General features: G+C 63.3%; 27 protein-coding genes and 1 tRNA gene. 15 read left to right on the forward strand and 13 right to left on the reverse strand.

Translation table 11 applies throughout. The features are described 5' to 3' along the window. Nucleotides 1–3: 3 nt before the first annotated feature. The 4 genes from WD006_RS05035 to WD006_RS05050 all read left to right on the forward strand — a co-directional run bounded on the left by WD006_RS05035 (nucleotide 4) and on the right by WD006_RS05050 (nucleotide 3,759). Nucleotides 4–579 (forward strand): class I SAM-dependent methyltransferase, encoded by a 576-nt coding sequence (locus tag WD006_RS05035; protein WP_029308198.1) that lies wholly within the window; start codon nucleotides 4–6, stop codon nucleotides 577–579. A gap of 137 nt (nucleotides 580–716) precedes the next feature. Continuing rightward, nucleotides 717–1,601 (forward strand): 4-hydroxy-tetrahydrodipicolinate synthase, encoded by an 885-nt coding sequence (gene dapA / locus WD006_RS05040; RefSeq protein ID WP_008650073.1) that lies wholly within the window; start codon nucleotides 717–719, stop codon nucleotides 1,599–1,601. A gap of 57 nt (nucleotides 1,602–1,658) precedes the next feature. Beyond that, entirely contained in the window at nucleotides 1,659–2,900 is a 1,242-nt protein-coding gene (gene bamC, locus WD006_RS05045) for an outer membrane protein assembly factor BamC (protein ID WP_011515856.1), read from the forward strand. A 70-nt stretch (nucleotides 2,901–2,970) separates the two neighbouring features. Next, nucleotides 2,971–3,759, forward strand: a complete 789-nt coding sequence (locus WD006_RS05050; RefSeq protein ID WP_029308197.1) for an MBL fold metallo-hydrolase — start codon at nucleotides 2,971–2,973, stop codon at nucleotides 3,757–3,759. A gap of 97 nt (nucleotides 3,760–3,856) precedes the next feature. On the opposite strand, the gene WD006_RS05055 is transcribed toward WD006_RS05050, so the two are convergent. Both WD006_RS05055 and WD006_RS05060 read right to left on the reverse strand, forming a co-directional pair. Next, a complete protein-coding gene (locus WD006_RS05055) occupies nucleotides 3,857–4,096 on the reverse strand; it encodes a hypothetical protein (RefSeq protein ID WP_080672714.1) in 240 nt (79 codons plus the stop codon). Between the two features lie 197 nt (nucleotides 4,097–4,293). Continuing rightward, nucleotides 4,294–5,502: a cupin domain-containing protein gene (locus WD006_RS05060; RefSeq protein ID WP_175582354.1), complete on the reverse strand. Its 1,209-nt coding sequence runs from the start codon at nucleotides 5,500–5,502 to the stop codon at nucleotides 4,294–4,296. Nucleotides 5,503–5,513: 11 nt separating this feature from the next. On the opposite strand from WD006_RS05060, the gene WD006_RS05065 reads away from it, so the two are divergent. Then, the gene (locus WD006_RS05065; protein ID WP_029308195.1) at nucleotides 5,514–6,047 is read left to right on the forward strand and encodes an FKBP-type peptidyl-prolyl cis-trans isomerase; all 534 of its coding nucleotides are present in this window, start codon (nucleotides 5,514–5,516) and stop codon (nucleotides 6,045–6,047) included. Between the two features lie 94 nt (nucleotides 6,048–6,141). Here the strand turns inward: WD006_RS05065 and WD006_RS05070 are convergent, their stop codons facing one another. The 5 genes from WD006_RS05070 to WD006_RS05090 form a co-directional block, all read right to left on the reverse strand. After that, nucleotides 6,142–7,194 carry a hypothetical protein gene (locus WD006_RS05070; protein ID WP_011515862.1) on the reverse strand — a complete coding sequence of 351 codons (1,053 nt, stop codon included), beginning with the start codon at nucleotides 7,192–7,194 and terminating at the stop codon, nucleotides 6,142–6,144. After that, entirely contained in the window at nucleotides 7,191–9,797 is a 2,607-nt protein-coding gene (mutS, locus tag WD006_RS05075) for a DNA mismatch repair protein MutS (RefSeq protein ID WP_035832936.1), read from the reverse strand. The genes WD006_RS05070 and mutS overlap by 4 nt, the downstream gene beginning before the upstream one ends. Nucleotides 9,798–10,123: 326 nt before the next feature. Further along, nucleotides 10,124–10,528, reverse strand: a complete 405-nt coding sequence (locus tag WD006_RS05080; RefSeq protein ID WP_008647764.1) for a type II toxin-antitoxin system HicB family antitoxin — start codon at nucleotides 10,526–10,528, stop codon at nucleotides 10,124–10,126. Nucleotides 10,529–10,557: 29 nt separating this feature from the next. After that, complete coding sequence (locus WD006_RS05085; RefSeq protein ID WP_011515865.1) at nucleotides 10,558–10,737, reverse strand: type II toxin-antitoxin system HicA family toxin; 180 nt, start codon at nucleotides 10,735–10,737, stop codon at nucleotides 10,558–10,560. Between the two features lie 203 nt (nucleotides 10,738–10,940). After that, complete coding sequence (locus WD006_RS05090; RefSeq protein WP_017513083.1) at nucleotides 10,941–11,762, reverse strand: inositol monophosphatase family protein; 822 nt, start codon at nucleotides 11,760–11,762, stop codon at nucleotides 10,941–10,943. Between the two features lie 251 nt (nucleotides 11,763–12,013). On the opposite strand from WD006_RS05090, the gene WD006_RS05095 reads away from it, so the two are divergent. Next, nucleotides 12,014–12,859 (forward strand): RNA methyltransferase, encoded by an 846-nt coding sequence (locus tag WD006_RS05095; RefSeq protein WP_227874139.1) that lies wholly within the window; start codon nucleotides 12,014–12,016, stop codon nucleotides 12,857–12,859. A 328-nt stretch (nucleotides 12,860–13,187) separates the two neighbouring features. Beyond that, nucleotides 13,188–13,931: a serine O-acetyltransferase gene (gene cysE / locus WD006_RS05100; RefSeq protein WP_029308190.1), complete on the forward strand. Its 744-nt coding sequence runs from the start codon at nucleotides 13,188–13,190 to the stop codon at nucleotides 13,929–13,931. Nucleotides 13,932–13,979: 48 nt separating this feature from the next. Here the strand turns inward: cysE and WD006_RS05105 are convergent, their stop codons facing one another. The 4 genes from WD006_RS05105 to WD006_RS05120 form a co-directional block, all read right to left on the reverse strand. Continuing rightward, nucleotides 13,980–14,771 carry a UDP-2,3-diacylglucosamine diphosphatase gene (locus WD006_RS05105; RefSeq protein ID WP_029308189.1) on the reverse strand — a complete coding sequence of 264 codons (792 nt, stop codon included), beginning with the start codon at nucleotides 14,769–14,771 and terminating at the stop codon, nucleotides 13,980–13,982. Between the two features lie 68 nt (nucleotides 14,772–14,839). Further along, the gene (locus tag WD006_RS05110; RefSeq protein ID WP_011515870.1) at nucleotides 14,840–15,340 is read right to left on the reverse strand and encodes a peptidylprolyl isomerase; all 501 of its coding nucleotides are present in this window, start codon (nucleotides 15,338–15,340) and stop codon (nucleotides 14,840–14,842) included. A gap of 54 nt (nucleotides 15,341–15,394) precedes the next feature. Then, nucleotides 15,395–16,003, reverse strand: coding sequence for a peptidylprolyl isomerase (locus tag WD006_RS05115; RefSeq protein WP_011515871.1), 609 nt, complete (start codon nucleotides 16,001–16,003; stop codon nucleotides 15,395–15,397). An 81-nt stretch (nucleotides 16,004–16,084) separates the two neighbouring features. Beyond that, complete coding sequence (locus WD006_RS05120) at nucleotides 16,085–16,810, reverse strand: tetratricopeptide repeat protein (protein WP_051723156.1); 726 nt, start codon at nucleotides 16,808–16,810, stop codon at nucleotides 16,085–16,087. A gap of 211 nt (nucleotides 16,811–17,021) precedes the next feature. Here WD006_RS05120 and cysS point away from each other — a divergent pair, with 211 nt between their 5' ends. The 7 genes from cysS (at nucleotide 17,022) to WD006_RS05155 (ending at nucleotide 25,244) form a co-directional block, all read left to right on the forward strand. Beyond that, complete coding sequence (gene cysS / locus WD006_RS05125; RefSeq protein WP_008644550.1) at nucleotides 17,022–18,410, forward strand: cysteine--tRNA ligase; 1,389 nt, start codon at nucleotides 17,022–17,024, stop codon at nucleotides 18,408–18,410. Next, a complete protein-coding gene (locus tag WD006_RS05130; RefSeq protein WP_011515874.1) occupies nucleotides 18,407–19,192 on the forward strand; it encodes a DNA-3-methyladenine glycosylase family protein in 786 nt (261 codons plus the stop codon). The genes cysS and WD006_RS05130 overlap by 4 nt, the downstream gene beginning before the upstream one ends. A gap of 147 nt (nucleotides 19,193–19,339) precedes the next feature. Further along, nucleotides 19,340–20,311 (forward strand): acetyl-CoA carboxylase carboxyltransferase subunit alpha, encoded by a 972-nt coding sequence (locus tag WD006_RS05135; protein ID WP_008644552.1) that lies wholly within the window; start codon nucleotides 19,340–19,342, stop codon nucleotides 20,309–20,311. Further along, nucleotides 20,277–21,776, forward strand: coding sequence for a tRNA lysidine(34) synthetase TilS (gene tilS, locus WD006_RS05140; protein ID WP_375199019.1), 1,500 nt, complete (start codon nucleotides 20,277–20,279; stop codon nucleotides 21,774–21,776). Before WD006_RS05135 ends, tilS begins: the two co-directional genes overlap by 35 nt. 178 nt (nucleotides 21,777–21,954) lie before the next feature. Continuing rightward, a complete protein-coding gene (locus WD006_RS05145; RefSeq protein ID WP_008644554.1) occupies nucleotides 21,955–23,205 on the forward strand; it encodes an aspartate kinase in 1,251 nt (416 codons plus the stop codon). Between the two features lie 133 nt (nucleotides 23,206–23,338). Then, nucleotides 23,339–23,432, forward strand: a tRNA-Ser gene (locus WD006_RS05150). Between the two features lie 117 nt (nucleotides 23,433–23,549). Then, the gene (locus WD006_RS05155) at nucleotides 23,550–25,244 is read left to right on the forward strand and encodes a hypothetical protein (RefSeq protein WP_152567233.1); all 1,695 of its coding nucleotides are present in this window, start codon (nucleotides 23,550–23,552) and stop codon (nucleotides 25,242–25,244) included. Between the two features lie 155 nt (nucleotides 25,245–25,399). Here the strand turns inward: WD006_RS05155 and WD006_RS05160 are convergent, their stop codons facing one another. Together WD006_RS05160 and WD006_RS05165 are read right to left on the reverse strand one after the other, a co-directional pair. Then, nucleotides 25,400–25,621 carry a helix-turn-helix domain-containing protein gene (locus tag WD006_RS05160; RefSeq protein ID WP_029308185.1) on the reverse strand — a complete coding sequence of 74 codons (222 nt, stop codon included), beginning with the start codon at nucleotides 25,619–25,621 and terminating at the stop codon, nucleotides 25,400–25,402. 28 nt (nucleotides 25,622–25,649) lie between these two features. Next, nucleotides 25,650–25,895 (reverse strand): helix-turn-helix domain-containing protein, encoded by a 246-nt coding sequence (locus WD006_RS05165; protein WP_029308184.1) that lies wholly within the window; start codon nucleotides 25,893–25,895, stop codon nucleotides 25,650–25,652. Nucleotides 25,896–25,980: 85 nt separating this feature from the next. Between WD006_RS05165 and WD006_RS05170 the strand changes: the two genes are divergently transcribed. After that, nucleotides 25,981–26,439, forward strand: a complete 459-nt coding sequence (locus WD006_RS05170) for a hypothetical protein (RefSeq protein WP_035832929.1) — start codon at nucleotides 25,981–25,983, stop codon at nucleotides 26,437–26,439. Nucleotides 26,440–26,508 lie beyond the last annotated feature (69 nt).

Consider the following 26,508-nt stretch of genomic DNA (forward strand, 5'->3'; position numbering starts at 1 on the left):
CGCATGACCCTGACACACCCGCCGCTCGCGGCGCCATCGCCCTGGCTGACCTGCTGGGCGCATCTGATTCGACCTGGCGGTCGCGTGCTCGACCTGGCCTGCGGCAGCGGACGCCATTCGGCATGGCTGGCGGCGCAGGGGTTTGCCGTGCTGGCGGTGGATCGCGATGCCGAGGCCATCGCGGCGCTGCCGTCGGGCATCGAGCGCCGCACGGTGGACCTGGAGCAGGGCGCCTGGCCGCTGGCCGATGCCGGCCGGTTCGACGCTGTGGTGGTCACGAACTACCTGCACCGCCCGCTGTGGCCGCACCTGATCGAGGCGCTGGCGCCCGGTGGCGTGCTGATTTATGAGACGTTTGCGGCCGGCAATGAGACCGTGGGCAAGCCTTCCCGCCCCGATTTTTTGCTGCGTCCGGGCGAATTGCTTGAAGTGGCGCATGACGCGCTGCGCGTAGTCGGTTACGAAGATGGCACGCTCGATGTGCCCCGTACGGCGTTCGTGCAGCGCATATGTGCGGTGCGCGAAGCGCCGGGTGGCGTGGATGGCACTGCGCCGCCGCGTTACCGATTGCCCACCTGAAGCGTGGGCGCAGGTGTCAGCGCGGCGGCGCCTTCACACGTTACGCCCGCTAACGTTTTCCCTCATTCCGTGGGTGTCCGGAGGGCCTGACGGTTCCGGTACAATCGCGGATGTTCGAATTTCCGAATTCCTGAGCTATGACACAGATTACCGGCAGCATCGTGGCCATCGTCACCCCGATGCACGAGGATGGCAGCCTGGACTTTCCCGCGCTGCGCGCCCTCATCGACTGGCACGCGGCGGAAGGCACCGATGGCATCGTGATCGTGGGTACCACGGGCGAATCGCCGACCGTCAACGTCGACGAGCATTGCGAACTGATTCGCGTGGCCGTCGAGCAATCCGCGGGCCGTGTACCGATCATCGCGGGCACGGGCGGCAACTCCACCAGCGAGGCGATTGAGCTGACCGCCTTCGCCAAGAAGGTGGGCGCCAACGCATCGCTGCAGGTCGTGCCCTACTACAACAAGCCGACGCAAGAAGGCATGTACCGCCATTTCCGCACGATCGCGGAAGCGGTGGATCTGCCGGTGGTGCTCTACAACGTGCCCGGCCGTACCGTGGCGGACATGAACAACGATACGATCCTGCGCCTGGCGCAGGTACCCGGTATCGTCGGCGTAAAGGAGGCGACTGGTAATATCGACCGTGCCGCGCAACTGATCAATGGCGCGCCGGAAGGCTTCGCCATCTACAGTGGCGACGATCCCACGGCCGTGGCGCTGATCCTGCTGGGTGGCCATGGAAATATCTCGGTGACCGCGAACGTGGCACCGCGCAAGATGCATGAGATGTGTGTTGCCGCGCTCAAGGGCGATGTGGTGACGGCGCGTCGTCTGCATATGGAGCTGATTGACCTCAATCGCGCAATGTTCGTGGAGGCCAATCCGATCCCCGTGAAGTGGGCGCTCCAGCAAATGGGCAAAATGGAAGGCGGTATCCGCCTGCCGCTGACCCCGCTGGCCGAAGGTCAGCATGAAACCGTGCGCCGCGCGCTCGCCGCCGCCGGCCTGCTTGGCTAAGACTTACCGGCCCACATGCGGCGATGTGCCGACTCTTGAAACCAGGATTACGTGTCAATGAAACAGAAGCTTAACCGTCGCGGCGCGACGCAAGTCCGCCGTGTCGCTGTGGTTGCGCCGGTGCTGGCGCTGTCGCTGATTGCAGGCTGCAGCAGCATCAACGAGGCCATGCAGCCCGACAAGATCGACTACAAGTCCCAGGGCAAGAAGACTGCATCGCTGGATATTCCGCCGGACCTGACCAAGCTCGAGGGCGATCGCCGCTACACGGTGCCTGATGCCGCCGGTACGTCGACGCTGTCGAACTACAGCCAGGCCAACAAGACCCGCGAAGCCTCGCCGACCGACAACGTGCTGCCGAGCACGGACGGCATCCGCATGGAGCGCGATGGCAACCAGCGTTGGCTCGTGATCAACAACGGAATGCCCCCTGACAAGCTCTGGGAGTCGCTGCGTGGCTTCTGGCAGGAGAACGGTTTCCTGCTGACGCAGGACTCTCCTGAGACCGGCATCATGGAAACGGACTGGGCCGAGAATCGCGCCAAGATCCCGCAGGACATCATCCGCAACACGATCGGCAAGGTGTTCGATGGCCTGTATTCGACGTCGGAGCGCGACAAGTTCCGCACGCGCGTCGAGCGTTCGCAGAACGGCCAACTCGAGGTGTTCATCAGCCACCGTGGCGCGCAGGAACAACTGACCGGCGTGGACAAGTCGCAGACGGTCTGGACGCCGCGTCCGGCTGATCCGGAGTTGGAGGCCGAATTCCTCTCGCGTCTGGCGCAACGCCTGGGCGTGCAGAAGGAGCAGGCCGACAAGATGGCCAAGAACCCGACGCCGGCCGGTATCGGTACGGCCCAGCCGTCGGCTGCTGCTGCGGGCGTTGGTGCCGCTGCCGCTACCGGCGCGGCCACGGCAGCCGCGACATCCAGCAGCAAGTCGTTCCTGTCGCAGGTGAATGGCTCGCCCGCGCTGCAGTTGCCGGAGCCGTTCGATCGCGCCTGGCGCTCGGTCGGTCTGTCGCTGGATCGCGTGAACTTCACGGTGGAAGATCGTGATCGCGCTCAGGGCCTGTACTACGTGCGCTATGTCGATCCGAAGACCACGGTCGATGATCGCGGTTTCTTTGGCAAGCTCTTCACCAAGCCCAATGATGGCAAGACTGCGAAGAAGTATCGCGTGGCGCTGAAGGGCAACGGTACCGGCACCACCGTGACCGTCCTGAACGATGCTGGCCAGCCCGAGAACTCCGAGATCGGCAAGAAAATCCTGACTCTGCTCGACGAACAGCTTCACTGATGATCGTCCCAGGCAGTCAAGTGGCACTGACGGCGCGAGCCGTCGAGTGCCAACCCGAGCGAGCGCATCCATGATGCGCTTTGCTTTTTTGGGCAGCGGCAGCGAGGGCAACTCGCTGCTGATCGAGGCGGGCGATGGTGCGAGCGTGACGCGCGTGCTGCTGGATTGCGGTTTCGGCATCAAGGAGACCGCTCGCCGGCTGGAGCGGCTCGGCGTCGCGCCAGAGCAACTCGATGCGGTGCTGGTCACGCACGAGCATGGCGACCATGTCGGCTCGGCCTATGCGTTTGCGGCGCGCTACAAGCTACCCGTCCACACGAGCCACGGCACGTGGCTGGCGACGTCACATATGCGAGGCGCGGATGTGGCGGATGTGCGCGTGTGCTGCGCCGATCATTCATTCTCGGTCGGTGGCTTGCAGATCCATCCCTATACGGTGCCGCATGATGCGCGTGAGCCATTGCAGTTCGTGCTGACTGATGGCGATGCACGGCTCGGTGTACTGACCGATGCAGGGATGGAGACGCCGTATGTGACCGCGCGGCTGGCGGGTGTGCATTCACTGGTGCTCGAATGCAATCACGATCGGGAGATGCTGCGTAACTCGGTCTATCCGTATTCGCTCAAACGGCGCATCGGAGGTGATTTTGGGCATCTGGCAAATGACATTGCCGCGAGTATTCTGTCTCAGGTCATGCATGGGCAGATGTCGCGCGTGGTTGCAGCGCATCTGAGCAAGCAGAACAATACGTGCGAACTGGCGGCAGGTGCGCTGGCCTCGGTGCTTGGCACATCGCCGGGGGATATCCTGATCGCGGATCAGGAAGAGGGATTGGGCTGGCAGACGGTGCGCCCATAATCTCGGCATTCATCTTCCCCGCGAATGAGGGGTGAGAAAAATCCGAGAAATAAAAAAAGCCGACCCGAAGGTCGGCTTTTTTATCGGACGAATCCGATTATTGCTTGGCAGCCGGAGCCGAAGCGTCAGCAGCCGGAGCCGAAGCGTCAGCAGCCGGAGCAGCGGCCGGAGCCGAAGCGTCAGCAGCCGGAGCAGCAGCCGGAGCCGAAGCTTCAGCCGGAGCAGCAGCAGCCGGAGCAGCCGTGTCAGCGGCGGGAGCAGCAGCTTCTTCTTTCTTACCGCAAGCGGCCAGAGCAACAGCAGCCAGCAGGGATGCGATCAGGAGAGACTTCTTCATTGTTCGTCCTTTAACTTTTAATAACGAAAACAGGCGATGAATAATTACCGGTAATTATCGCTCTTGAACTGCGAATTTGTGGCTCTCCCGGGTGCCGACAGTGCAGTGGTCCACAGTACTAGCCAGCGGGCGATTATATCCGCGTTTCCCCTGCTTGTGTACAGTCAAGATTTGCAGGTTTGATTTGTTACGCATTATTACACGCGTTTCGGTGCAATCTGGAGCCATCCTTCCATCGCCCAGTCGTGGAAGGTATCCATCAAGTCGGGCAGCGCAACACATGCCTCGACCTCGCTCGCGGTGAGCTGACGGCGGTCAGCCAGACGTCGCAGCCACTTGGCCAGCGATGCTGGCGGCTCGTAGGCTTCGCCGTTCAGGAAGAAGTGCGTGCGGTCATAGAGCGCAACGGAAGCGGGCGCCAAAACAACACCATGCGTGCGCGCCAGCTTCGTGAACTGACGCAGCGGAATTTCCTCGATTTCGTCGAATTGCACGGACGGTTTCGGCTCGGACAAATGCGTACCAAGGAATTCCGACACCATGCCGGCGTTCCATTTGAGTGACTGAAGGCGTTCCGCCACCGCCCGTGCCAGATTTGCCGGCAGTTGCGCAGGCGTCGAGGTCGCCGATTCGCCTGCATCGGCGTAACGTCCGTCGAGGCCTTCGTTGTCGGCAACGGTCTCCGAAAGCCAGGCCAGGAAATGACCTGCGAGCTCGCGATAGGCGGGGGCGCGGAAACCAATCGAGGCCGTCATGCATTCGCCTTCGGCTACGCCGTCGTGTGCGTACTGAGGTGGCAGGTAGAGCATGTCGCCGGGCTCGAGTACCCATTCCTGCTCGGCGCTGAAATCCGAAAGGATCTTGAGGGGCAGGTCGGGGATCAGGTCGAGCTTCGTCTGTGACGAAATGCGCCAGCGGCGCCGGCCCGATACTTGCAGCAGGAACACATCGTAGGAGTCGAAGTGAGGTCCCACGCCGCCGCCGTCGGTGGCATAGCTGATCATCACGTCGTCAAGCCGGGCATCGGGAACGAAGCGGAACTGGCTCATTAGCTCGGCTGCCGCGCGATCGTGCAGGTTGACGCCTTGGACCAGCAACGACCACTTGCCGGTCTTGCGCGAGGGCAGGTTGTCCTCGGAGAACGGTCCGTGTTCGAGCTTCCAGCGGTTGCGAAAGAACGACACCAGACGTGATTCCACGTCGTCGCGATCGGCAAGCTCGAAAAGCGCCTCGCGCGACACTGGGGGCACGATTTCCGGCACGGCCTGTCGAATCAGCAGCGGCTTGCGGTGCCAGATATCACGCATGAAGGCTGAGGGCGTCATGCCGCCGAGCAGGGTGAGCGGCGCGTCGGGATCGACAGGTTCCGGAGGCAAGGCCTGCGCGTATAATGCGGAATCGCTCATGGAGTCAAGAATTGAAAATCGCTAAGAATACGGTGGTGTCCGTGGTGTATAAGCTGTCGGACGCGCAGGGCAATCTGATCGAAGAGTCGGATGAGCCCATGGTCTATTTGCACGGCGGGTATGATGGCACGTTCCCCAAGATCGAGGAAGCGCTGGACGGCCACGACGCCGGCTTCGAGACCGAGTTGCAGCTGGAACCGGAAGAGGCGTTTGGCGACTACGACGCCGAACTCGTGAAGGTGGAGCCGCGTGATCGTTTCCCGGAGCCGCTCGAAGTGGGCATGCAGTTCGAGGGCGTGCCCGAGGACGGTGACGACGAAGATTCGATCATCTACACGGTGACGGACGTCGCCGAGGACAAGGTCGTGCTTGACGGCAATCACCCGCTGGCCGGCATGGCGCTGCGCTTCTGGCTGAAGGTATCGGAAGTCCGCGAGGCGACGAGCGAGGAAGTCGAGCACGGTCACGCGCACGGCGCTTCGGGCATCGAAGTGGTGGACGAAGACGAGGACGGCGAGGACGAGGCTCCTCGCACGCTGCACTAAGTCTCACAACACGAGCGATCCGCGATAGGTCATCGCGAACATGAAAAAGCCGGCATTTGCCGGCTTTTTCATTTTGTCCTCTTGTTGATGAATATCAATTGCCCTTGGGCCCATCTTGTAGCTGAACCTGGAATACCGACCGTGTGCCAGGCGTGATCGTCAGCTCCGTCCATCGCGAAGGAGTGCCGATGGGCAGTGCGACTCGCGTGAAGTTGGCAACGATCTTCCCCGACGTGTCGCGTAAAGGCTTGTCGACGCTGAAGCCGTTATCGCTTGCATGGACCAGCAGCACCTGGCCAGAGAACTTCGAGGACAGATCACGAAGCTGACGCTTGAACTCGAGATAGCCGTCGCGTGCCCCGTGACGCACGAACGCGTCCAGCAGGCTTGGTTTGCCACGTTTTTCCCAGCCGTTCCCGAATAGCGGATCGGCGTGCGCGATGACCACGATGCCGGGCAGATCGCGCTGCTCGGCAACTGAGAATGCCCTGGCCAGCCATTGCCGGTTGGCTTCGCGCCGATCCTCGAATTCGCCATTGCGCCCGCCCTCGATGCGATAGTGGTTGTTGTCGCCGGGCAGGTTCAGGCCCACCAGCATCACGCCACCGGTGACGAGCCGCACGTTTTCCCGATAGCTGCGGAACAGCGCCTGATCCGACTGACGCACCACTGGCAATGTGCGTCGCCCAAGCGTGGTGTCGAGCGGGAAGAACAGCTCCCGCAATCGATTGAGCCGCTCCACGGCATCGAACTTCCCGTTTGAGGGCTTCTGGCACTCAGCCCAGTCGGTTTCGCCAGGTACGTAGAGCAGCGGTGTGGGCGAATCGTCGAGCACCTGCAGCCGCGCATTGAGAAGGGTGTCACCACAGGATTCGGTATCGCCCTTGATGCCACCAGCGTGGACGATCATCGCGACCTGCTGCGCGTTCATCATGTCGAACAGCGCAGTCGCGTCTGCTTCCGCGGCTGGCCATTGCGGGGTGTCGGCAATCAGGGCGATCCGGGTCATCTGCACGGTCGGCACTGGCGGCGGCGCAATGCTACCCGCCCGCGCCGCGTGCGCGAGCGCCGGCACCGCGAGCAACGCGCAGGCAATGGCCGCCAAGCAAGCGGCCGCCGAGCTTCGACCCCGGAAGCGTGCCGTCATACCGTTCGCGCGGTCTCCGAGATGGACTTGAGTCGGTACAGCGCCTCGAGCGCTTCTCGCGGCGAGAGGCTGTCCGGGTCGATATCGGCCAGCGCTTCCAGCGTGGCAGCCTGCGCGGGCGGCACGGCGGACTGGCCTGCCGATTTGTCATCTTCATCGTCTGCGGACGGTGAAGACTGCGCCGAGAACAGATCCATCTGCGGCGTGGGCGTGGCGTCCGCCGATTGTTCTTCCAGCCACGCGAGATGCTTGCGCGCTGCGCGAATGACCGGTTGCGGAACACCCGCCAGTTGGGCCACCTGCAGCCCGTAGCTCTGGCTGGCCGGACCGTCCTGCACCGCATGCAGGAATACGATGCCATCGCCATGCTCCACGGCTGACAGGTGCACGTTGGCAGCCTGCGGGAACTCGACTGGCAGTTGCGTCAGCTCGAAATAATGGGTGGCAAACAGTGTGTGGCTGCGGTTGTGGGATAGCAGATGACGCGCGATGGCCCACGCGAGGGCGAGACCGTCGAAGGTCGAAGTACCGCGGCCGATCTCATCCATCAGCACCAGGCTGGATGGCGTGGCGTTGTGCAGGATGGCTGCGGCTTCGGTCATTTCGACCATGAAGGTCGAACGACCGCCCGCCAGGTCGTCGGCGGCCCCAATACGCGTGAAGATGCGGTCCACCGGGCCAATCACGGCACGGCGTGCCGGCACCCAGGCACCGACGCAGGCCAGCAGAACGATCAATGCGGTCTGGCGCATGAACGTCGACTTACCACCCATGTTCGGGCCGGTGATCAGCAGCAGCTTGCGGGCCTCGTTCAACTGACAGTCGTTTGCGATGAACGCGACGGACTCCGCGGCCAGCTGACCTTCCACGACGGGATGGCGGCCCTGCGAGATGTCGATGACGTTCTCCTGGACGCGTTCTGGCTGGACCCAGTCGAGTGTTTTTGCACGTTCGGCCAGTGTGGCAAGCACGTCGAGGCGGGCGAGCGCGCCGGCCACGCGGCGCAGACTGCCGATATGCGGCAGCAGGGCCTGCAGCAGACCGTCGTAGAGCTGCTTCTCGCGAGCCAGCGCGCGATCCTGTGCCGAGAGCGCCTTGTCCTCGAACGCTTTCAACTCGGGTGTGATGTAGCGTTCGGCGTTCTTGAGGGTCTGCCGGCGTCGATAGTCGTCGGGCACCTTGTCGGCCTGCCCGTTGGTGACTTCGATATAGAAGCCATGAACACGGTTGTATTCGACGCGCAGGTTCGTGATGCCTGTGCGCTCGCGCTCCCGGGTTTCCAGGTCGATCAGGAATTGACCGCAGTTTTCAGAGATATCGCGCAGTTCGTCGAGCTCACTGTCGTAGCCGCGCGCGATGACGCCGCCGTCGCGAATCACCGTTGAGGGTTCATCCGCCACGGCGCGGATCAACAGTTCCAGGCAGTCCTGCGGAATGTCGATTTCCTCAAGGGTCTGCGCCAGCAGCGGCGCATCCTCTGAGCTGACCGTGGCGGCCTGCACATCGGGCAGGGCACGCAGGGTGTCGCGCAGCGAGGACAGATCGCGCGGACGTGCCGACAGCAACGCGAGTCGCGCGGTGATCCGCTCGACGTCGGCAAGCTTGCGCAGCACGGCACGCAAGCCGTCCGGCCCTTGTGTGATCAGCGCCCCAATGGCCTGCTGACGCGCTCGCGGCAGGGCCGGGTCGCGCAACGGATGATGCAACCAGTGGCGCAGCGCGCGGCTGCCCATCGTCGTCGCGCATGTGTCGAGCAGCGAGAAGAGCGTTGGCGATTCGGTGCCACGCAGCGTTTCGGTCAGTTCGAGGTTGCGGCGCGTTGCCGAATCGAGGCCGACAAATTCGGATTCCCGCTCGACAGTGACGCCCTGCACGTGCCGCAGAGACTGGCCTTGCGTGGTGGCTGCATAGTTGAGCAGCGCGCCGGCAGCGCCGAGGGCGGCACCCAGGCCCGAGCAGCCGAACGGCTCCAGGCTGGCCACGCCGATCTGTTCGCGCAGGCGGCGAGTACCGGCTTCCTGGTCAAAGTGCCATTCCGGCAACCGGGTGCGCGCGCATGTCAGCGCCGGAAGGTCCATGCCGTCGGTGTACAGCACCTCGGCGGGACGGATACGCTCGAGTTCGCGGGACAACTGCGCGGCGTCGCACTCCATGAGTCGCAGTTCGCCACTGGCCAGGTTCAGCCATGCCAGGCCCGTCTTGCTGACGCCGCGGCGTGTGGTCTGCTGGTGCACGGCCAGCAGGAACGTGTCGGACTTGTCCGGCAGCAGGGCGGCATCGGTCAGCGTGCCGGGCGTAACGATGCGCACCACTTTGCGCTCGACCGGGCCCTTGCTGGTCGCTGGGTCACCAATCTGTTCGCAGATCGCCACGGATTCGCCAAGCTTTACCAGGCGCGCCAGATACTGGTCAGCCGAATGGAATGGGATCCCGGCCATACGGATTGGCACACCGCCAGACTGGCCGCGCGCGGTCAGCGTGATGTCGAGCAATCGCGCGGCCTTCTCGGCATCGTCATGAAATAGCTCATAGAAGTCACCCATCCGGTAGAAAAGGAGCGTGTCCGGGTGGTCGGCCTTGATGCGGTGGTACTGCAGCATCATGGGCGACTGCTTCTCGGCTTTCTCGGGCTTTTCCTGCTTGCCGACTTTCTCGGCCCTGGCGGAAGTCGCGGCAAGGTCGGGCGATTCACTCGCGGTCACGGTGTTCTCGCCTTCAGCGGCAGGTACGGATAGGGCTTCTGACATGCATTCCTCTCGGGCGGCAAGCGGCGCAAGTGCCGGGCCGCCGGTGTATCGGTTGCCGGCGGTCTGGTGGCGTCTGGATTACAGGCCCACCCCGTGCGCGGCGTAAAAGGGCATTTTACTGCGACCCCACACCTCGGCTTCGTGCCGAATTCTCATTTTTGCTGGGATTTTCCGTTCTGGACTCAGACGCTGCCCGCGATGGCGTCCAGCGCGACGCGCGCGAGGAACCCGCTCCGGGTTTCGTGGCGACGTTCCACGAACATGTCGATCTTGTGCAATACAAAACGAGGTAGGCTGATATTGATTCGCTCCGGGCGTGCGTCGAGCTTGCTCATGTCGATGTCGGCCAGCGCCCAGATCGCGCCTGCGTACTCCGGTTGGGCCATCAGCGTGCCGATCGGCGTCGCTTTCAGAACAACCTCCTCGCCAAGGGAGAGCAGCGCCACCACGTGAGTCGTGATGGCCTCGCGTGCATTGCGGACCGCTTCCTCGATCGATTCGCCGGCGGAGTAACAGCCCGCCACATCGGGCACCGTCACGCCGTAGACCGAGTTCGCATCCTTGTGAATGGCAATGGGAAAGTCCATGTCGTTCCTCTTTGTACACGGCGCGCCGCTCATAGTCCGGCCGTCCTCAGAATGTTTCGGACCGTGCCTGTCGGCAGATCCTTCTTCGGATGGGGCACGGTCACAATCAGCATGTGCCGCGGATGTTTGAAGGTGAAATGACTGCCATGCGTGCGCACCAGCTTCCACCCCTTCTGTTCGAGCAATCGGATCAGCGTGGACGAATGCAATTTCGAGCCCTGGATGATCCGTGTGTAAGTCTACACACGGCGTTAGGGGGCGCAAGTAAACTTGTGTGTCGCGAGCAACTTTATGGCGGGTGTATCGGAAAATCCCGGGCGAGATTCTGAAAGAAAGTGTGCAAAACGAAACAGGCGCCACCGGATCTCTCCGATGGCGCCTGTTTGGAAGCAGCCTGGGGGCTAGCTAAGGATCAGACGGCGGCGGGCTTCGCGTTGTCGAGCGAGAAGGGGGCCAGCAGGCGAACCATCTGCGCGAAGGCCTTCGGGTTGCCGGCCAGCACTTCACCCTGTTCCATCTGGCGCGATTCGCCGGCGTAGTTGCCGACCAGACCGCCAGCTTCAGTGATCAGCAGCATGCCGGCAGCCATGTCCCACGGCTTGAGGCCGCGCTCGAAGAAGCCATCCAGACGGCCGCAGGCGACGTAGGCCAGGTCCAGGGCGGCGGCGCCCGGACGGCGCAGACCGGCGCAGCTACGCGTCATCAGCGCGAACATTTCCAGGTATTCGTCCATGCCTTCCAGATCGCGGAACGGGAAGCCGGTGCCGATCAGGCAATCGGCCAGCTTGTCGCGGCGCGTGACGCGGATGCGGCGGTTGTTCAGGAACGCGCCCGCGCCCTTGCTGGCGGTGAACAGTTCGTCGCGGGTTGGGTCGTAGACCACGGCTTGCGACGGCACGCCCTTGTGCAGCAGGCCGATCGATACCGCGTACTGCGGAAAGCCGTGGATGAAGTTCGTGGTGCCGTCCAGCGGGTCGATAACCCAGGTGAACTCGCTCTGTTCTTCGCCGTCGGCCCAGGACTGACCGGACTCTTCCGCTAGAATGGCGTGCTCGGGGTAGGCGGTGCGGATGATGTCGATGATGGCCGCTTCGGCCGCGCGATCGACTTCAGTGACGAAATCGTTGTGTTGTTTGCGCGAAACGCGCACCAGATCGACGTCGATCGACGCGCGGTTGATGATGGACCCCGCCTTGCGGGCCGCCTTGACGGCGATATTGAGCATCGGATGCATGAATTTCTCCAGGCGGGGCAACCGCGCCACGACGCGACATGGGACGCCACAGAAACAAGGGCGAATCGCGCGGGCTGCCGGGGCCGCCAGACAACACAACGAATTGTAGAAGAACGGGGTGCGTCGCCATGTGAGGCGCCGCACCGCAATTGGAAGGCAGCATTGTATAGGAACCTGGCCTCTCGCACGAGTCGACAACCTCGATCGAGCCGGGCGGGACGCTCCGGATGACCGAAGTGTTGAACTCTCAGATGGATCCGATTCCGCGCGGCGCGGCCGCAAGTGATCTTTCGGACATTTTTTCGCATGTGCGTGTGGTGCTGGTGGAAACCAGCCACCCCGGCAACGTGGGCTCGGTCGCGCGTGCGATCAAGACGATGGGCTTCGGCCACGTGCCGGGGAGCCTGGTGCTGGTCTCGCCGCGCGAGCCGGGCGTCGTGTCGCATCCCGATGCCGTCGCGATGGCCAGTGGTGCCGATGATGTGCTGGCCAGCGCCACGATCGTCGACAGCATCGAGGCCGCGCTGGCTGGTACGGCCTTTACCGTCGCGATGACCGCCCGGCAGCGCGAATTCGGGCCACCGAGGCTGTTACCGCGCGCCGCCGTGGCCAAGGCGCGGTCGGTGCTGGAGGCGGACCCCGCTACAACGGTCGCCTTCGTATTCGGTAATGAACGCTTCGGCTTGCCGAACGACGCGGTATTGCGCTGTTCGGCGGTGACGCATATTCCTGCCAATCCGGTTTATGCCTCTCTCAACCTGGCCCAGGCCGTGCAGCTCATTGCCTATGAGATGCGGCTGGCCCTACTCGAGGCGCAGGAAACGGCCGGCGGGCTCCCGGACGTCGCTGGCGATATCGGCTATGCTGGTGACCCCGCCACCACCGAGCAGATCGAGGCGATGTTTGGCCACCTTCAGGCCGGGCTTGCGGCGATCGGCTTTCTGGACCCGGCGAATCCGCGCAAGCTGATGCCGCGCCTGCGCCGGTTGTTCGCGCGGACGGGCCTGGAGCGCGAGGAAGTGAACATCCTGCGTGGCATCGCCAAGCGCATGCTGCTGACGGGCGATGCAAAGCACGACGACAACAAGGAAGACTAGTTCCGTGGCGATTTTCCCGGCGTACATCATGCAAGACCTCATCCGTGGCGCGGTGTCCGGTCGCTCGGTGGTGAGGCATGCGTGCGCGCATTTGCCGGAACGATGTTGAGCCTGGTGCTGACCCGGGACGTCGTTTCAGACCCGTTCTGAGGCGGCTTTCCAAGAAGCCCTGACGTCGTCAGGGCGGGGCGGCAGGCGCGCAAATCTCTTACACTCGCTGTCTCGCGCCAGAGCCGTCCCCCACACTGACTGCTCAATACCGGCCACTGACCTCGGCGGCGACCAGTTCCATGAACGGCGCACGCTGCGGCAACACGACACGAAGAAGATGTTCACTCGCCTGAAGGAAGATATCGATACGATCATGCTGCGCGACCCCGCCGCGCGCAGCCGTCTGGAAGTCCTGACTTGCTATCCCGGGCTGCACGCCGTGGTGTTTCACCGCGTGGCCAATGCGTGCTGGCGAGGTGGATTGCACTGGCTGGGGCGCTGGATCTCGCACTGGTCCCGCTTTCTGACCGGGATCGAGATCCACCCGGCGGTCAAGCTGGGTCGTCGCGTGTTCATCGACCATGGCATGGGCGTGGTGATCGGCGAAACCGCCGAGATTGGCGACGATTGCACGATTTACCAGGGTGTGACGTTGGGCGGCACGTCGCTGTACAAGGGCCAGAAACGCCATCCGACGCTGGGTGTCGGCGTGGTGGTGAGCGCCGGCGCCAAGGTGCTCGGCGGCTTCGAGGTGGGCGCGGGCGCGCGCGTTGGATCTAATGCCGTCGTGCTGAAGCCTGTGCCCGCTGGGGCGACGGCAGTGGGGATTCCGGCACGCATCATCATGCCCGATGCGCCTTCCACGCAGCAGGGCGCGAAACAGGAATTCTCGGCCTACGGCATCACGCCGAACGCGGACGATCCCGTGTCCCTGGCGCTCAAGAGCCTGATCGACAACGCGGCCAAGCAACATGACCGCATCGAGGCCGTGCTGGCCGCGCTCGACCGGCTCGGCGAGCATCTCGAGAACACGCCGAACGACCGCTTCGACGCGAGCGAGCTGCGCAAGCTGATGAAGTAGTGGAGGCGCACGCCGGTCTGCGTGGCGGTTGGCGCGAGCCAGGCATCGTCAGTCGACCTGCGGCAGCACGCGGAAGCCGGTGCCGTCGAGTTCGAGCACGGCGGCCCTCGGATGGCGGCCATCGAGGTCCCAGTCCGTCAGCACCCAGCGCTCGCCCGCTTCGTGCGTGTGGCGCGCGGGACGGTGCGTGTGGCCGTGCACCAGCGTGCCGGCCCCGCTCGAGGCGAGCAGTGCGTTGACGGCGTCCGGTGCCGCATCGCCATAGGTGACCGGCGCCGCGTCGATGTCTTGGCGCGTGCGCCCGGCCTCGCTGTCCGCCCGAAGGCGTCGGGCGATCGACAGTCGCGTGCCGAGTGGCAGCAGCAGGAACAGCCGTTGTACCCAGCCCTTGCGTGTCCAGCGGCGAAAGCGCATGTAGCGCTCGTCGTCCGTGCACAGCATGTCGCCGTGGCTGAGCGCCACGCGGCGGCCAGCACAGACGATAACCGACGGGTCCGGCAGCAGCGACGCGCCCGCCCTGGCCGCGAATCGACGGCCAAGCAGGAAATCACGATTGCCGTGCATCAGATAGACCGGCACGTCGGCATCGGCAAGCCGGCGCAGCGCGGCGGCAACCTCGGCCGCGAACGGCGAGTCGGTTTCCTCATCCCCTACCCAGAACTCGAAAAAGTCCCCCAGGATGAACAGCGTGCGCGCATCCCGTGCCGCACGCTCGAGCACACGGTGGAAGGCCGCCAGCGTGCGCGGCATGTCGGCCGTCAGGTGGAGATCGGAAATGAACCACGCCGGCGCCTGCACCTCGATCGGGGCGGCCACCGGCGTGCGGGTGGGAGCGGTCATGCGGTCCGGATGTCTGTATTCACCACGAGCGGCATGCCGCCTGTCGTTCGAATCGACGTTAAGCGCGATTACTCGACAATCGTGGCTTTCTCGATCACGACGTCCTCGAGCGGCACGTCCTGATGGAAGCCCGAGCTGCCGGTGCGCACGCCTTTGATGGCGTCGATCACGTCGGTGCCTTCCACGACCTTGCCGAACACCGCATAGCCGAAGCCTTGCGGCGTGGGCGAGCTGAAGTTCAGGAAGTCGTTGTCCACCACGTTGATGAAGAACTGGGCCGTGGCCGAGTGCGGCGCGTTGGTGCGGGCCATGGCAACCGTGTAGCGGTCGTTCTTCAGGCCGTTGCCGGCTTCGTTCTCGATCGGCGCATCGGTGTCCTTCTGCTTCATGCCCGGCTCGAAGCCGCCGCCCTGGATCATGAAGTTCTTGATGACGCGGTGGAAGATCGTGTTGTCATAGTGGCCCTTGCGCACGTACGACAGGAAGTTCTCGACCGACTTCGGGGCCTTCTCGGCGTCCAGTTCGATGACGATGGCGCCTTGCGTGGTTTGGAGTTGTACCTTGCTCATAGGGTTACCTCTGTTCGATGATGCGATGACGGTTGTATTCGGGGTTGCCTGGGGTCACTTGGTGACCACGGTGGCCGATTCGATCACGATCGGCGCGGCAGGCACGTTGCGCATGGCGCCATACGCCGTAGTCGGCGTGGTCTTGATCTTGTCGATCGTGTCCATTCCCTCTACCACCTTGCCAAAGACGGCATATCCATTGCCGTCCGGCTGTGGGTAGTCGAGGTTCGGATTATCCACCACATTGACGAAGAACTGGGCGGTTGCCGAGTTCGGGTTCGACGTGCGTGCCATGGCGACGGTCCCGGCCTTGTTCTTCAGGCCGTTCTGCGATTCCAGCGCGATCGGCGCCAGCGTCGGCTTTTCCTTCATGTCGCGGTCGAAGCCACCGCCCTGAACCATGAAGCCGTTGATCACGCGATGGAAGATCGTGCCGGAATAGAAGCCGCTTTTTACGTAGCCCATGAAGTTGGCCACGGTCTTCGGGGCGGCATCGGGGTACAGCTCGATAGTGAACTTGCCGGCGCTCGTCACGAACTGCACGCGCTCGGTCTTCGGCGCGGCGGTGGCGGGGCTGGCGCCCTGGGCCATTGCGGCCAGCGGAGACAGGGCAGTGGCGGCGGCCATCAGGCCGGTCAGGACGATGCGGCGGGAAAGGATCATGTCTGGACTCCGGGTTGCAGGTCTGGCAGTCGGCAACGTCACTTGGACGTCGCCGGATAAGGCGTTGAATACTGTGCGAGTTCAGCGTGCGTCGGGCGTGCTGGCGGGCGGGGTAAGCGGCGACGTGGCCGCCTTTGCCTTGCCCTTGACCGCCGCGGCGCCCGATGCCGGGGCGGGCATGGCGGATGGCGCGGATGCGGCGGCTGGCTGCAGTTCGCGTAGGCTCGCGGCGGCGCGCTTGTCGCCGGGGTTGCGGCGCGTTGCGTCGCCATAGGCCTGGACGGCCAGGGCCCGATAGACGTCGCCCAGGTTGCTATAGGAGAGCGCGTAGTCGGGCCGGGCCTCGATGGCCAGCAGCAGTTCGGCCTCCGCGCGCTTCAGGTCGCCGCGTTTTGCGTACAGCAGCGCCAGGTTATTGTGCGGCTCTGGCAGTTCGGGGAAATCTTGCGCCATCTCGGCAAAGGCCTTGATCGCATCGTCCTCGCGGCCGGCCTTGGCCATTGCCCATGCGCGCTGGAATCGAGCCTGCGCATTGCGCGGGTTGTCGGCCAGCACGCGGTCGAATCCGGCGATGGCGTCGTCATAGCGCTTCTCGTTGGCCGCCTTCTGCGCGGGCTTCATGCCGGGGTCCGCCGATTGCGGTCCGGTCGGCGCGGCCGGTGGCGGCGTCAGCGAAAGCGGCCCGTTCTGCGCGAACGCTGGCGCTGCGCTCAGCGCGGCGGCCATCGCCAGCGCGCTCGCCAGCGCGGAAAGGGGGCCGCCACGGCGGGACGAAACAATGGTCGGGATGGGCAGAGGCAGGCTCATGTAAGGGCGGTCCGTTATACTCCGCGGCATTCTAACAAAGCGGCGGGGCGTGGAGCACAGGTCGCAAGTTCGCGTGACATTGTCGGCAGCGCGTCCGGCCGCCGTTGATGGCTTCCGGTAAGATATGGGGCTCGCGCGCCATCGACATGCTTGTCAGCGCGCGGCAGTCTCGCTCGATGTCATCGACGCCGTATCCACTCACATCCGCTTCATGCAGCAATTGAACATCTACAACACGCTCGCGCGTGAAAAGCAGCCATTCGTGCCCATCGAACCCGGCAAGGTCCGCATGTATGTGTGCGGCATGACCGTGTACGACTACTGTCACGTTGGCCATGCGCGGGTGATGGTGGTGTTCGATATGGTGCACCGCTGGCTGCGCGCCGCCGGGTACGACGTGACGTACGTCCAGAACATCACTGATATCGATGACAAGATCATTCGTCGCGCCGCGGAGAACGGCGAGACGATCGGTCAGCTCACCACGCGTTTCATCCAGTACATGCACGAGGATGCCACGGCGCTGGGCGTGATCCGTCCCGACTATGAGCCGCGCGCGACCGAATACGTGCCGCAGATGCTCAATATCATCGAGAAACTCGAAGCCAAGGGCCTGGCCTACCAGGCGACGGACGGCGACGTGAACTACTCGGTGCGCAAGTTCCCGGGCTACGGCAAGCTGTCGGGCAAGTCGCTGGAAGATCTGCGCGCCGGCGAGCGCGTCAATGCCAACGATGCCAAGCAGGATCCGCTCGACTTCGTACTGTGGAAGTCGGCCAAGGCAAGCGAGCCGCCCGAAAGCAAGTGGGACTCGAAGTGGGGCAGCGGCCGTCCGGGCTGGCATATCGAATGCTCGGCCATGAGCTGCACGCTGCTCGGTGAGCATTTCGATATTCACGGCGGCGGCGCCGACCTGCAGTTCCCGCACCACGAGAACGAGATCGCGCAATCGGAAGGGGCTTCCGGCAGGCCGTTCGTCAATATGTGGATGCACAACGGTTTCGTGCGTGTGAATGACGAGAAGATGTCGAAATCGCTCGGCAACTTCTTCACGATCCGCGATGTGCTCAAGGAGTACGACGCCGAAGTGGTGCGCTTCTTCATCCTGCGCGCGCACTATCGGAGCCCGCTGAACTATAGCGATGCCCACCTTGATGACGCACGCCACGCACTGACGCGCCTGTATACAGCGCTCAAGGAAACGCAGCCCGGCGGTTGCGCGGTGGATTGGGAAGAGTCTCACGCGAAGCGCTTTGCCGAAGCGATGAACGACGACTTCAACACGCCAATCGCCATGTCGGTGCTGTTCGACCTGGCCAGCGAGGTCAATCGCACCGGTTCCGTGGCCGCGGCGCATCAACTCAAGGCGCTCGGCGGCACGCTGGGTCTGCTTGAGCGCGATCCGCACACGTTCCTGCAAGGTGGTCATGTCGCCGGCAGCCTGAGCGGCGAGCAGATCGAAGCGCAGATCGCGGCCCGCCGTGCGGCCAAGGCCGCGCGCAATTTCGCCGAGGCCGACCGCATTCGCGCCGAATTGCTCGAAGCCGGCGTGGTGCTGGAAGACAAGCCAGGTGGTGCCACCGAGTGGAGGCGTGCTTGAACGCTGCCGCGCGCAAGCCGAAGGCGGTTGCACCTGCCCAGCCGAAGCCGGTGGCGGGGAAGGCTGCCGCCAAGGTCGCGCCAAAGGCCGGCGGCAAGCCCCGCAAATCGGACCTGCCCGAGGTGGATGCGGTACCCCTGCCGGTCGAAACCGTCGTCGACGCGGTGCGGCCCGCTTATTGGGACGAGGCGTGTGCTGACCTGATGAAGCGCGACCGCATCCTGCGCAAGATGATTCCTACCTATGGTCCGGCGCATCTGGTGTCGCGTGGCGATCCGTTCGTCACACTGGCGCGCTCGATCGTCGGCCAGCAGATATCGGTGAAGGCCGCGCAATCGGTCTGGGAACGGCTCGCCGCCAGGTGCCCGCGCCTGACGCCGGCGCAGTTCCTGAAATCCGGGTCCGAGGAGTTGGCTGGTTGCGGGTTGTCGAAGCGCAAGGCGGAGTACATCATTGATCTGGCCGACCACTTCAAGGCGGGGCGCGTGCACGTCAAGGAATGGGTGGCGATGGACGACGAGGCAGTGATCGCCGAGTTGACCCAGATCCGCGGCATCGGACGCTGGACGGCGGAGATGTTCCTGATGTTCAATCTGATGCGACCCAACGTGCTGCCGCTCGACGATGTCGGGCTGATCAACGCGATCTCCACCAACTACTTCAGCGGAGAACCGGTGACACGTAGTGAGGCACGCGAGGTGGCCGCCAACTGGGAGCCGTGGCGAACGGTGGCGACGTGGTACATGTGGCGCAGTCTGGACCCCCTGCCAGTGACGTATTAGGAATGCGGCAGGAGTGCGGTAGGGTAAATTTGGAGCAAAAACGGCGTTAATTTCTGCGATTTGTGCGCAGAAATCAACTTCCTGGGCGGTCGGAAACGGTATTTTTTCCGGTAGAATGCGCCCCTTCACAGACAGGTCCGCGTTTTTATGAAAACCACCTTCCTGGATTTCGAGCAGCCGATTGCCGAGCTCGAGGCAAAGATCGAAGAACTGCGTTTTGTGCAGGACGACTCGGCTGTCGATATTTCCGAAGAGATTTCCCGGCTGGCCGGCAAGAGCCAGCAGCTGACCAAGGACATCTACGCCAACCTGACCCCGTGGCAGGTGGCACAGATCGCGCGCCATCCGCAGCGTCCGTACACGCTGGACTATGTGCGCGAGATCTTCACCGACTTCCATGAACTGCACGGCGACCGTGCGTTTGCCGACGATCTGTCGATCGTGGGCGGCCTGGCGCGCTTCAACGGCCAGGCTTGCATGGTGATCGGTCATCAGAAGGGCCGCGACACGAAGGAACGCGCGCTGCGTAACTTCGGCATGTCGAAGCCCGAGGGATACCGCAAGGCCAAGCGCCTGATGGAACTGGCTGACAAGTTCGGCCTGCCGATCTTCACGTTCGTCGACACGCCGGGGGCATTCCCGGGCATCGACGCCGAAGAGCGTGGCCAGTCCGAGGCCATCGGCCACAACCTTTATGTCATGGCCGGCCTGAAGGTGCCTCTGATCGCGACGATCATCGGTGAGGGCGGTTCGGGTGGCGCGCTGGCGATCGCCGTCGGCGACGTGGTGCAGATGCTCCAGTTCGCAACCTACGCAGTGATTTCGCCGGAAGGCTGCGCGTCGATTCTCTGGAAGACTGCCGAGAAGGCGCCTGAAGCCGCCGAGGCACTGGGTCTGACGGCTCATCGACTGAAGGCGCTGGGCCTGATCGACAAGATCGTGAGCGAGCCGCTGGGTGGCGCGCATCGCGATGCGAAGGGCATGGCGACGATGCTCAAGCGCTCGCTGGCCGAATCGCTGCGCCAGTTCCAGGGCATGAGCGTCAAGGAACTGCAGGCGCGTCGTCACGAGCGACTGATGGCCTATGGCAAGTTCAAGGAAACCGGCGCCCAGGAATGATGTGAGCGCAGGGAATTCGACGCAACTGATCGCGCGTCTGACCGACAAGGTCGCACAGGCTCTACAGGCCAGTGCGGCCTTTGTTGTTTCTGGCGATAGGCGGTTGGAGACTGGTAGCCAACTGGCTGCCGACGGGCAGCCCGTGACCGTCGCGGTGGCGCTGTCAGGTGGCCGTGACTCCGTGGCGCTGCTCCATGCCACGCGGGAAGCCCTGGCCGCCACGTGGCCGCTTGCGCGTCTGGTGGCGCTGCACGTGCACCATGGCCTGCAGGCGCAGGCTGATGACTGGGACCGATTCTGCGCCGCGCTGTGCGGCGATCTGCAGGTGCCCTTGGTCAGCGAGCGCGTGACGGTGCAGGCGGCGACGGGCGAGGGCATAGAGGCCGCGGCGCGGCGAGCTCGCCATGAGGCGCTGGGCCGGATGTGTCGCGAGCAGGGCGCACGGCTGCTACTGTTCGCGCATCATCGTGACGATCAGGTGGAAACCGTGCTGCTGCGGCTGTTCCGTGGAACGGGTGTGGCCGGTATGGCTGGAATGCCCGCGCGACGCCCGCTCGATGAACGGGGCGACGTTCAACTGGTGCGGCCATGGCTCGGTGTGACACGCGCCGAGATCGACGATTACTGCGCGTGGCAGGGGTTGCGCTGGATCGACGATCCTTCGAACGCGGACACGCGTTTCGCGCGCAATGCGCTGCGCGCGCAATTGCCTGCACTATTACAGGCGTTTCCGGCCCTCTATGAGAACGTGGCCCAGGCCGCCACGCATTTCGCACAGGCGGCCGGCATGCTCGATGCGCTGGCCGCGCAATCGCTGGCTTCGCTGGTCTGCGCCGGGCGCGATGCTGACACCATTTCAGAACTTGATCTCGCGGGCCTGCGCGCCTTGCCATCCGAGCACGCGGATGCCGTGCTGCGCCACTGGCTGCGCGATCTCGGCACCCAGCCGCCGTCGACGGCGCGCCTGGCCGCGATGCGGGCCCAACTCATCCAGCATCAAGGTGGCGAGCCGGCCATCGCGCACGATGGCCTGGTGTTGCGTCGTTTCCGTGACCGGCTGCTGGCCTGCCCAGCCGTGTCCGCTGGAATGCCGGCGCCGTTTGCATTCGAGTGGCGCGGCGAATCGCGCATCGTAGTGCCGGCATGGCGTGGCGAACTGCACTTCGAGCGTGATGACACCTTTGGTGTGCCCGAGTCTGTGCTGCGCGTGCCGTTGAGGCTGGCTGGCAGGGTAGGGGGCGAGCGCATCGTCCTGCGTCCGGGTGGCCCGGCGCGAGCGCTGAAACAGGCCTATCAGGAGGCGGATATTCCCGCATGGCGGCGAGCGCATCTGCCGCTGCTATGGAGTGCCGATGTGCTGGTTCTGGCGGCTGGTTTGGGCATGCATCGTCGCTGGCCCAGCGATGCGCCACATGCCCCGCGGTGGCGCGTGGAGTGGCTCGCACGGCCCGATCTGCGCGGCTAATCTCACGGTTTTCGGCGAAAAATGGGGACAGTATCATTTCGGCTTGTGAATTATTTTCACAAGAAAATGATGCAAAATCTGCGGTGTTTTTGCCGGATTTACCCCCTTTGACCTTTACGGGCAGCCACTCTTCGTGTAATTTCATTGGCTTTGCACAATCGCTGGCGTCGATAAGAAGATGGCTCTCATCGTTCACAAATACGGCGGCACTTCGATGGGTTCCACGGAACGCATCAAGAATGTCGCCAAGCGCGTGGCCAAGTGGCACCGCGCCGGTCACCGCGTTGTCGTGGTGCCTTCGGCCATGTCGGGCGAAACCAATCGCCTGCTGGGCCTTGCCAAGGAAATCTCCGCGCAGCCGGACCCGCGTGAACTCGATATGCTGGCGTCGACCGGCGAGCAGGCCAGCGTGGCCCTGCTGGCCATCGCGCTGCACGGCGAAGGCATCGACGCGGTCAGCTACACGGGCTGGCAGGTGCCGGTGAAGACGGACTCGTCCTACACCAAGGCCCGCATCGAATCGATCGATGACGAGCGCATCCTGGGTGACCTCGACGCCGGCAAGGTGGTCGTGGTCACGGGTTTCCAGGGCATCGACGGCGACGGCAACATCACGACACTGGGTCGCGGCGGTTCAGATACCTCGGCCGTGGCCATTGCCGCGGCGATTGAAGCCGACGAGTGCCTGATCTATACCGACGTGGATGGCGTGTACACGACCGATCCGCGCGTGGTCGAGGACGCCCGTCGCCTGGACCAGATCACCTTCGAGGAAATGCTGGAAATGGCCAGCCTGGGTTCGAAGGTTCTGCAGATCCGTTCGGTGGAGTTTGCCGGCAAATATCGCGTGAAGACGCGCGTGCTGTCGTCGCTGACCGACCCCCTGATGCCGCTCGAACAGGAAATGCATTCGGGCACGCTGATTACTTTTGAGGAAGAGTCTGAAATGGAAGCAGCCGTCATCTCCGGCATCGCCTTTGCCCGTGACGAAGCCAAGATCACTGTCCTTGGCGTGCCGGACAAGCCGGGCATCGCCTACCAGATCCTGGGCCCGATCGCCGACGCCAACATCGACGTCGACATGATCATCCAGAACCAGTCCGTGGACGGCAAGACCGACTTCACGTTCACCGTGCCGCGCGGTGACTACCAGCGTGCGCTGACGATCCTGAACGACAACGTGAAGGGCCATATTGGCGCCGAGAGCGTGTCGGGCGATCCGAAGGTGTCGAAGGTCTCGGTGGTGGGCGTGGGTATGCGCTCGCACGTAGGCATCGCCAGCAAGATGTTCCGCACGCTGTCGGAAGAGGGCATCAACATCCAGATGATCTCCACGTCGGAAATCAAGATCTCGGTGCTGATCGACGAGAAGTACATGGAGCTCGCCGTGCGCGCGCTGCACAAGGTGTTCGAACTGGATCAGGCGTGATCCGGAACTGAAAACGTTCTGGCGAGGGCGTGGCATTTTTTGCTGCGGGTCATCGAATTTTCATTGACCAGTAGCGACACCCTCGCTAGAATACGCGCTTCGTTGTGCGGCTCCCTCGCACAACGCAAGTTTGGGAGACGTGGCCGAGAGGTCGAAGGCACTCCCCTGCTAAGGGAGCATCCGGGCCAAAACCTGGATCGAGGGTTCGAATCCCTCCGTCTCCGCCAGAAGACTACCCGGCCCCCGCGGGGGCCGGGTTCTGGTTTCACAAAGGGCTCTTACGCTCTGACCACCGTACCACGCAACGTACCAGACGGCGTACCATGCATGGAGAGGTGGATCTCATGAAATCCCATCGTTTTCCTAAATATCTTCATTGGCGCCCCGATAGTCAATTTCCGGCGTTCCGTTACACGGTCCCCCAGGACATACGGCCGTTCTGGACTGGCCCCAAGATCATTTGCAGAAGCTTGCGCTCGGCAGATCCGGCACGCTATCGGCAGTTGGTGGCCGACTATGTCAGCTATTGCGACACGTACTTCCAACGTCTGCGCGACGTTCACCTGCGCCCATGGTGTCAGCTGGATGCCGCCAATGCGGGCAAGCTTAGCGCTGAGGTGAGTAGCACGCTTGAGCAGGCGTTGCTGGACAGCGAAGCCCATGCGCGCCGGCAGGGATCCGTGCAGAGTGCCCTAGAGGGGCCATTGTTCGCGCGCAACGCACAGCACGAAGAGCTGCTACCGCCGGATGCGCTGAGCGCGCACCAGCTCTGCATGGATCGCGTGGTGGCCGATCTGGGGCGCCAGGCCGCACTCCATGACTACGACACAGCAGAGCCGTTTCTCGACGCCTTGCTTCCGTACTTGCATATCAAAGTCGATCGCGAGCAGATCGAGTACCAGAGCCTACGCCTGAGCGCCATGCAGGCCTTGCTGCAGGCGCATCGCAAGATCCAATTGCGTAATGTCGAGACATTGCTGCATGGTTCCAGTCTCGCGCCCGGCATGACTTCACCGTCCCTGTCAGTAGCGGTTCCGCCGCCATTCCAAAACGGATCGACCACAGTAAGTGGTCAGCCGGCTACGGTTGGCAGCGGGCCCACGATCGATGCGCTCATGGATGACTGGCTCCGCGAGCGTGGTCGCAATGCGCACACTGCGCAGTGCCTGCGTACCTTAATTAAGGCGCTGGCGGCGTTTACGCGGGCGACGCATGCCAGTGAACTGACCAAAGCCGGAGTAGTGGCGTTTAAAGTGCACCTGTTGGAGCATGGTTCGCCCCAAACGGCGCAGAGAAAAATCAATCTGCTTGGCGCGGTCTTCAAGCTTGCGGTCAGCAATGCTCGGATCGAGCAGTCACCCTTCAACGGGGTCTCCGTATCGCTACCAAAAAATCCATCGAAGCCGCGCATCTCCTTCGATGCGGACGATGTTCAGCGCATTTTCAGTCATCCGATTTTTTCTGCACGCGCCGCCGTGTCAAAGCGCCAAGCCGGAGGCATCGCTGTCTTCTGGCTGCCGCTGCTGGCTTGTTTCTCTGGCGCGCGACTGGAGGAAATCGGTCAACTCAAACAAGGTGATTTCAAGGAAAGCGCGGGCCCGCGCAAGATCGACTATTTCGTGATCGACAATGCAGAGGGGAAGTCCACCAAGACGAAGACTTCAAACCGCGATGTGCCCCTGCATCCCGTGCTGATCCGCCTGGGTTTGCTCAACTATGTGGCATCTCTGCCTGGTCCCGATGCGCGACTGTTTCCTGATTTGATGCCTGGAACCTATGGCACGCTGACCGCCAATTTTTCCAAGTGGTTTGGGAAATTCCTACGCCTCGAGTTGGGCATTACGGATAAGCGCAAAACGTTCCATTCGTTCCGTCACGGCTTTGCGACCAACTGGAGGGCGTGTGAACTGCCTGAGCATGTCCGCTTTGCGATCGAGGGGCACGCAGCGGGGTCCGTTGGCGCGAAGTACGGCGAAATTCCCTTGTCACTGCTAGCAAAGAAAATGAACAAGCTGGTAATAGAGGGCTTCCCTCTGTAGCGGGGCTGGCGTACCGCAATCGAAGTCGCCTTGCTCGTACAGGCGCGCACGGGTGGCGGGGCCCGGCGGAATGCTCCCATCTTGGGGTGGCGGGGATGTCTGTGCTCGCGGCCTGAGCTGTTAAGTTTTCCCTGAGTGGGTGGGGGCGCCTATTGCTACAGCAGTTCTTCTGCTTGGCGGATCAGCACGGAGAGCCGCACGTTCAGCGCTGCGGCGATGCGTTCCATGGTGCGCAGGTTGGGCGCGCCATCGCCGCGTTCGATGCGACTGACAGCGGCCGTTTGCAGGCCCGCGTGGATGGCGAGTTCGCCCTGATTCCACCCCATGGCCTTGCGGCGGATGCGCACCGCCTCGCCGAATGCCTGCTCGATCGTCATGATCTGGCTCGCCATCGCGGATCGGCGTCTATAGACCGGATGCCATGAGAAGGGAGGAGGGGGCGACCTCCAGCGCGGAGGCAATCCTGACGAGATTGAGGACCGACAGATTGCGCTCGCCTCGTTCGATGCGGCCCATGTGGCTGCGGTCGATACCGGTTGCATGGGCAAGCGCCTCCTGGGACACACCAAGCGCTAACCGACGAGCGCGGACCACCGCGCCAATGGCGGTCAGATATCCTGCATCGTCCTGTTTGCCCGAGACTCTTTGCATCCCGTGATGGTCAACGGTATGATGGTTATTTGGCCACGGCATTTACGACCCATTTTGGTCGGGCGGCCTTTTCGCTTTAAGGCATATGTTTCTGATTCAGGACGAAAATCGATTGCCTCTTCAGTCGGCGATTGTTGGCGGCGGCGCGGGTGTGTGGGCGGTGATGGAGCAGTGGATGCCCGGCGACTTGCTGGTACTTCGCGTAGCGGAAAAGGGATCACGTGCGGTACCACGCGTCGTCTGGATGGGTCTCACCCGTGGTGCTGCTTCCCTTGATCAGTTTCTTGGTGGGCCGAGCGTGCTGCGCGGGGCGGCAGTGGTGAGCACGGGTGGCATGCAACGCGTTGACGACTGGCATCTGGATCCGTTGAGCGAGATCCGAATTGGCGCGAGCGAATATAGCGAGAGCCACCAGCGCCTGCTCACCGTGACGCAGTTCACCACCACCGCAGGTCGTAAGTTCTCAGTGCCCCATGGTTTCGCAACACGCTATCAGCGCGGGCGGCGCGTCTGGCACGCTCCCGAAGTGCCGGGTACGCGATGACAGATACGCGCTTTCATGACGCGATGAATTGGTCGTGTTCGCCGAATCGCTCCAGCGGTTGGGGCAACC

Origin of the sequence: Cupriavidus sp. Met-2, from assembly GCF_049843575.1 — a bacterium.
Lineage (GTDB): Bacteria > Pseudomonadota > Gammaproteobacteria > Burkholderiales > Burkholderiaceae > Cupriavidus > Cupriavidus metallidurans.

Bases quoted from the DNA above. Each gene is read 5' to 3' on its own strand.
- tilS (WP_375199019.1), top strand. From the start codon at position 20,277: ATGGCAAGTTCAAGGAAACCGGCGCCCAGGAATGATGTGAGCGCAGGG.
- cysS (WP_008644550.1), top strand. From the start codon at position 17,022: ATGCAGCAATTGAACATCTACAACACGCTCGCGCGTGAAAAGCAGCCA.
- mutS (WP_035832936.1), bottom strand. From the start codon at position 9,797: ATGATGCTGCAGTACCACCGCATCAAGGCCGACCACCCGGACACGCTC.
- WD006_RS05080 (WP_008647764.1), bottom strand. From the start codon at position 10,528: ATGGACTTTCCCATTGCCATTCACAAGGATGCGAACTCGGTCTACGGC.
- WD006_RS05060 (WP_175582354.1), bottom strand. From the start codon at position 5,502: ATGAGCGATTCCGCATTATACGCGCAGGCCTTGCCTCCGGAACCTGTC.
- WD006_RS05165 (WP_029308184.1), bottom strand. From the start codon at position 25,895: ATGCAAAGAGTCTCGGGCAAACAGGACGATGCAGGATATCTGACCGCC.
- WD006_RS05115 (WP_011515871.1), bottom strand. From the start codon at position 16,003: ATGATCCTTTCCCGCCGCATCGTCCTGACCGGCCTGATGGCCGCCGCC.
- WD006_RS05035 (WP_029308198.1), top strand. From the start codon at position 4: ATGACCCTGACACACCCGCCGCTCGCGGCGCCATCGCCCTGGCTGACC.
- WD006_RS05120 (WP_051723156.1), bottom strand. From the start codon at position 16,810: ATGAGCCTGCCTCTGCCCATCCCGACCATTGTTTCGTCCCGCCGTGGC.
- WD006_RS05110 (WP_011515870.1), bottom strand. From the start codon at position 15,340: ATGAGCAAGGTACAACTCCAAACCACGCAAGGCGCCATCGTCATCGAA.
- WD006_RS05135 (WP_008644552.1), top strand. From the start codon at position 19,340: ATGAAAACCACCTTCCTGGATTTCGAGCAGCCGATTGCCGAGCTCGAG.
- WD006_RS05155 (WP_152567233.1), top strand. From the start codon at position 23,550: ATGAAATCCCATCGTTTTCCTAAATATCTTCATTGGCGCCCCGATAGT.
- WD006_RS05105 (WP_029308189.1), bottom strand. From the start codon at position 14,771: ATGACCGCTCCCACCCGCACGCCGGTGGCCGCCCCGATCGAGGTGCAG.
- cysE (WP_029308190.1), top strand. From the start codon at position 13,188: ATGTTCACTCGCCTGAAGGAAGATATCGATACGATCATGCTGCGCGAC.
- bamC (WP_011515856.1), top strand. From the start codon at position 1,659: ATGAAACAGAAGCTTAACCGTCGCGGCGCGACGCAAGTCCGCCGTGTC.
- WD006_RS05145 (WP_008644554.1), top strand. From the start codon at position 21,955: ATGGCTCTCATCGTTCACAAATACGGCGGCACTTCGATGGGTTCCACG.
- WD006_RS05055 (WP_080672714.1), bottom strand. From the start codon at position 4,096: ATGAAGAAGTCTCTCCTGATCGCATCCCTGCTGGCTGCTGTTGCTCTG.
- WD006_RS05160 (WP_029308185.1), bottom strand. From the start codon at position 25,621: ATGACGATCGAGCAGGCATTCGGCGAGGCGGTGCGCATCCGCCGCAAG.
- WD006_RS05170 (WP_035832929.1), top strand. From the start codon at position 25,981: ATGTTTCTGATTCAGGACGAAAATCGATTGCCTCTTCAGTCGGCGATT.
- WD006_RS05050 (WP_029308197.1), top strand. From the start codon at position 2,971: ATGATGCGCTTTGCTTTTTTGGGCAGCGGCAGCGAGGGCAACTCGCTG.
- WD006_RS05070 (WP_011515862.1), bottom strand. From the start codon at position 7,194: ATGACGGCACGCTTCCGGGGTCGAAGCTCGGCGGCCGCTTGCTTGGCG.
- WD006_RS05090 (WP_017513083.1), bottom strand. From the start codon at position 11,762: ATGCATCCGATGCTCAATATCGCCGTCAAGGCGGCCCGCAAGGCGGGG.
- WD006_RS05095 (WP_227874139.1), top strand. From the start codon at position 12,014: ATGGATCCGATTCCGCGCGGCGCGGCCGCAAGTGATCTTTCGGACATT.
- dapA (WP_008650073.1), top strand. From the start codon at position 717: ATGACACAGATTACCGGCAGCATCGTGGCCATCGTCACCCCGATGCAC.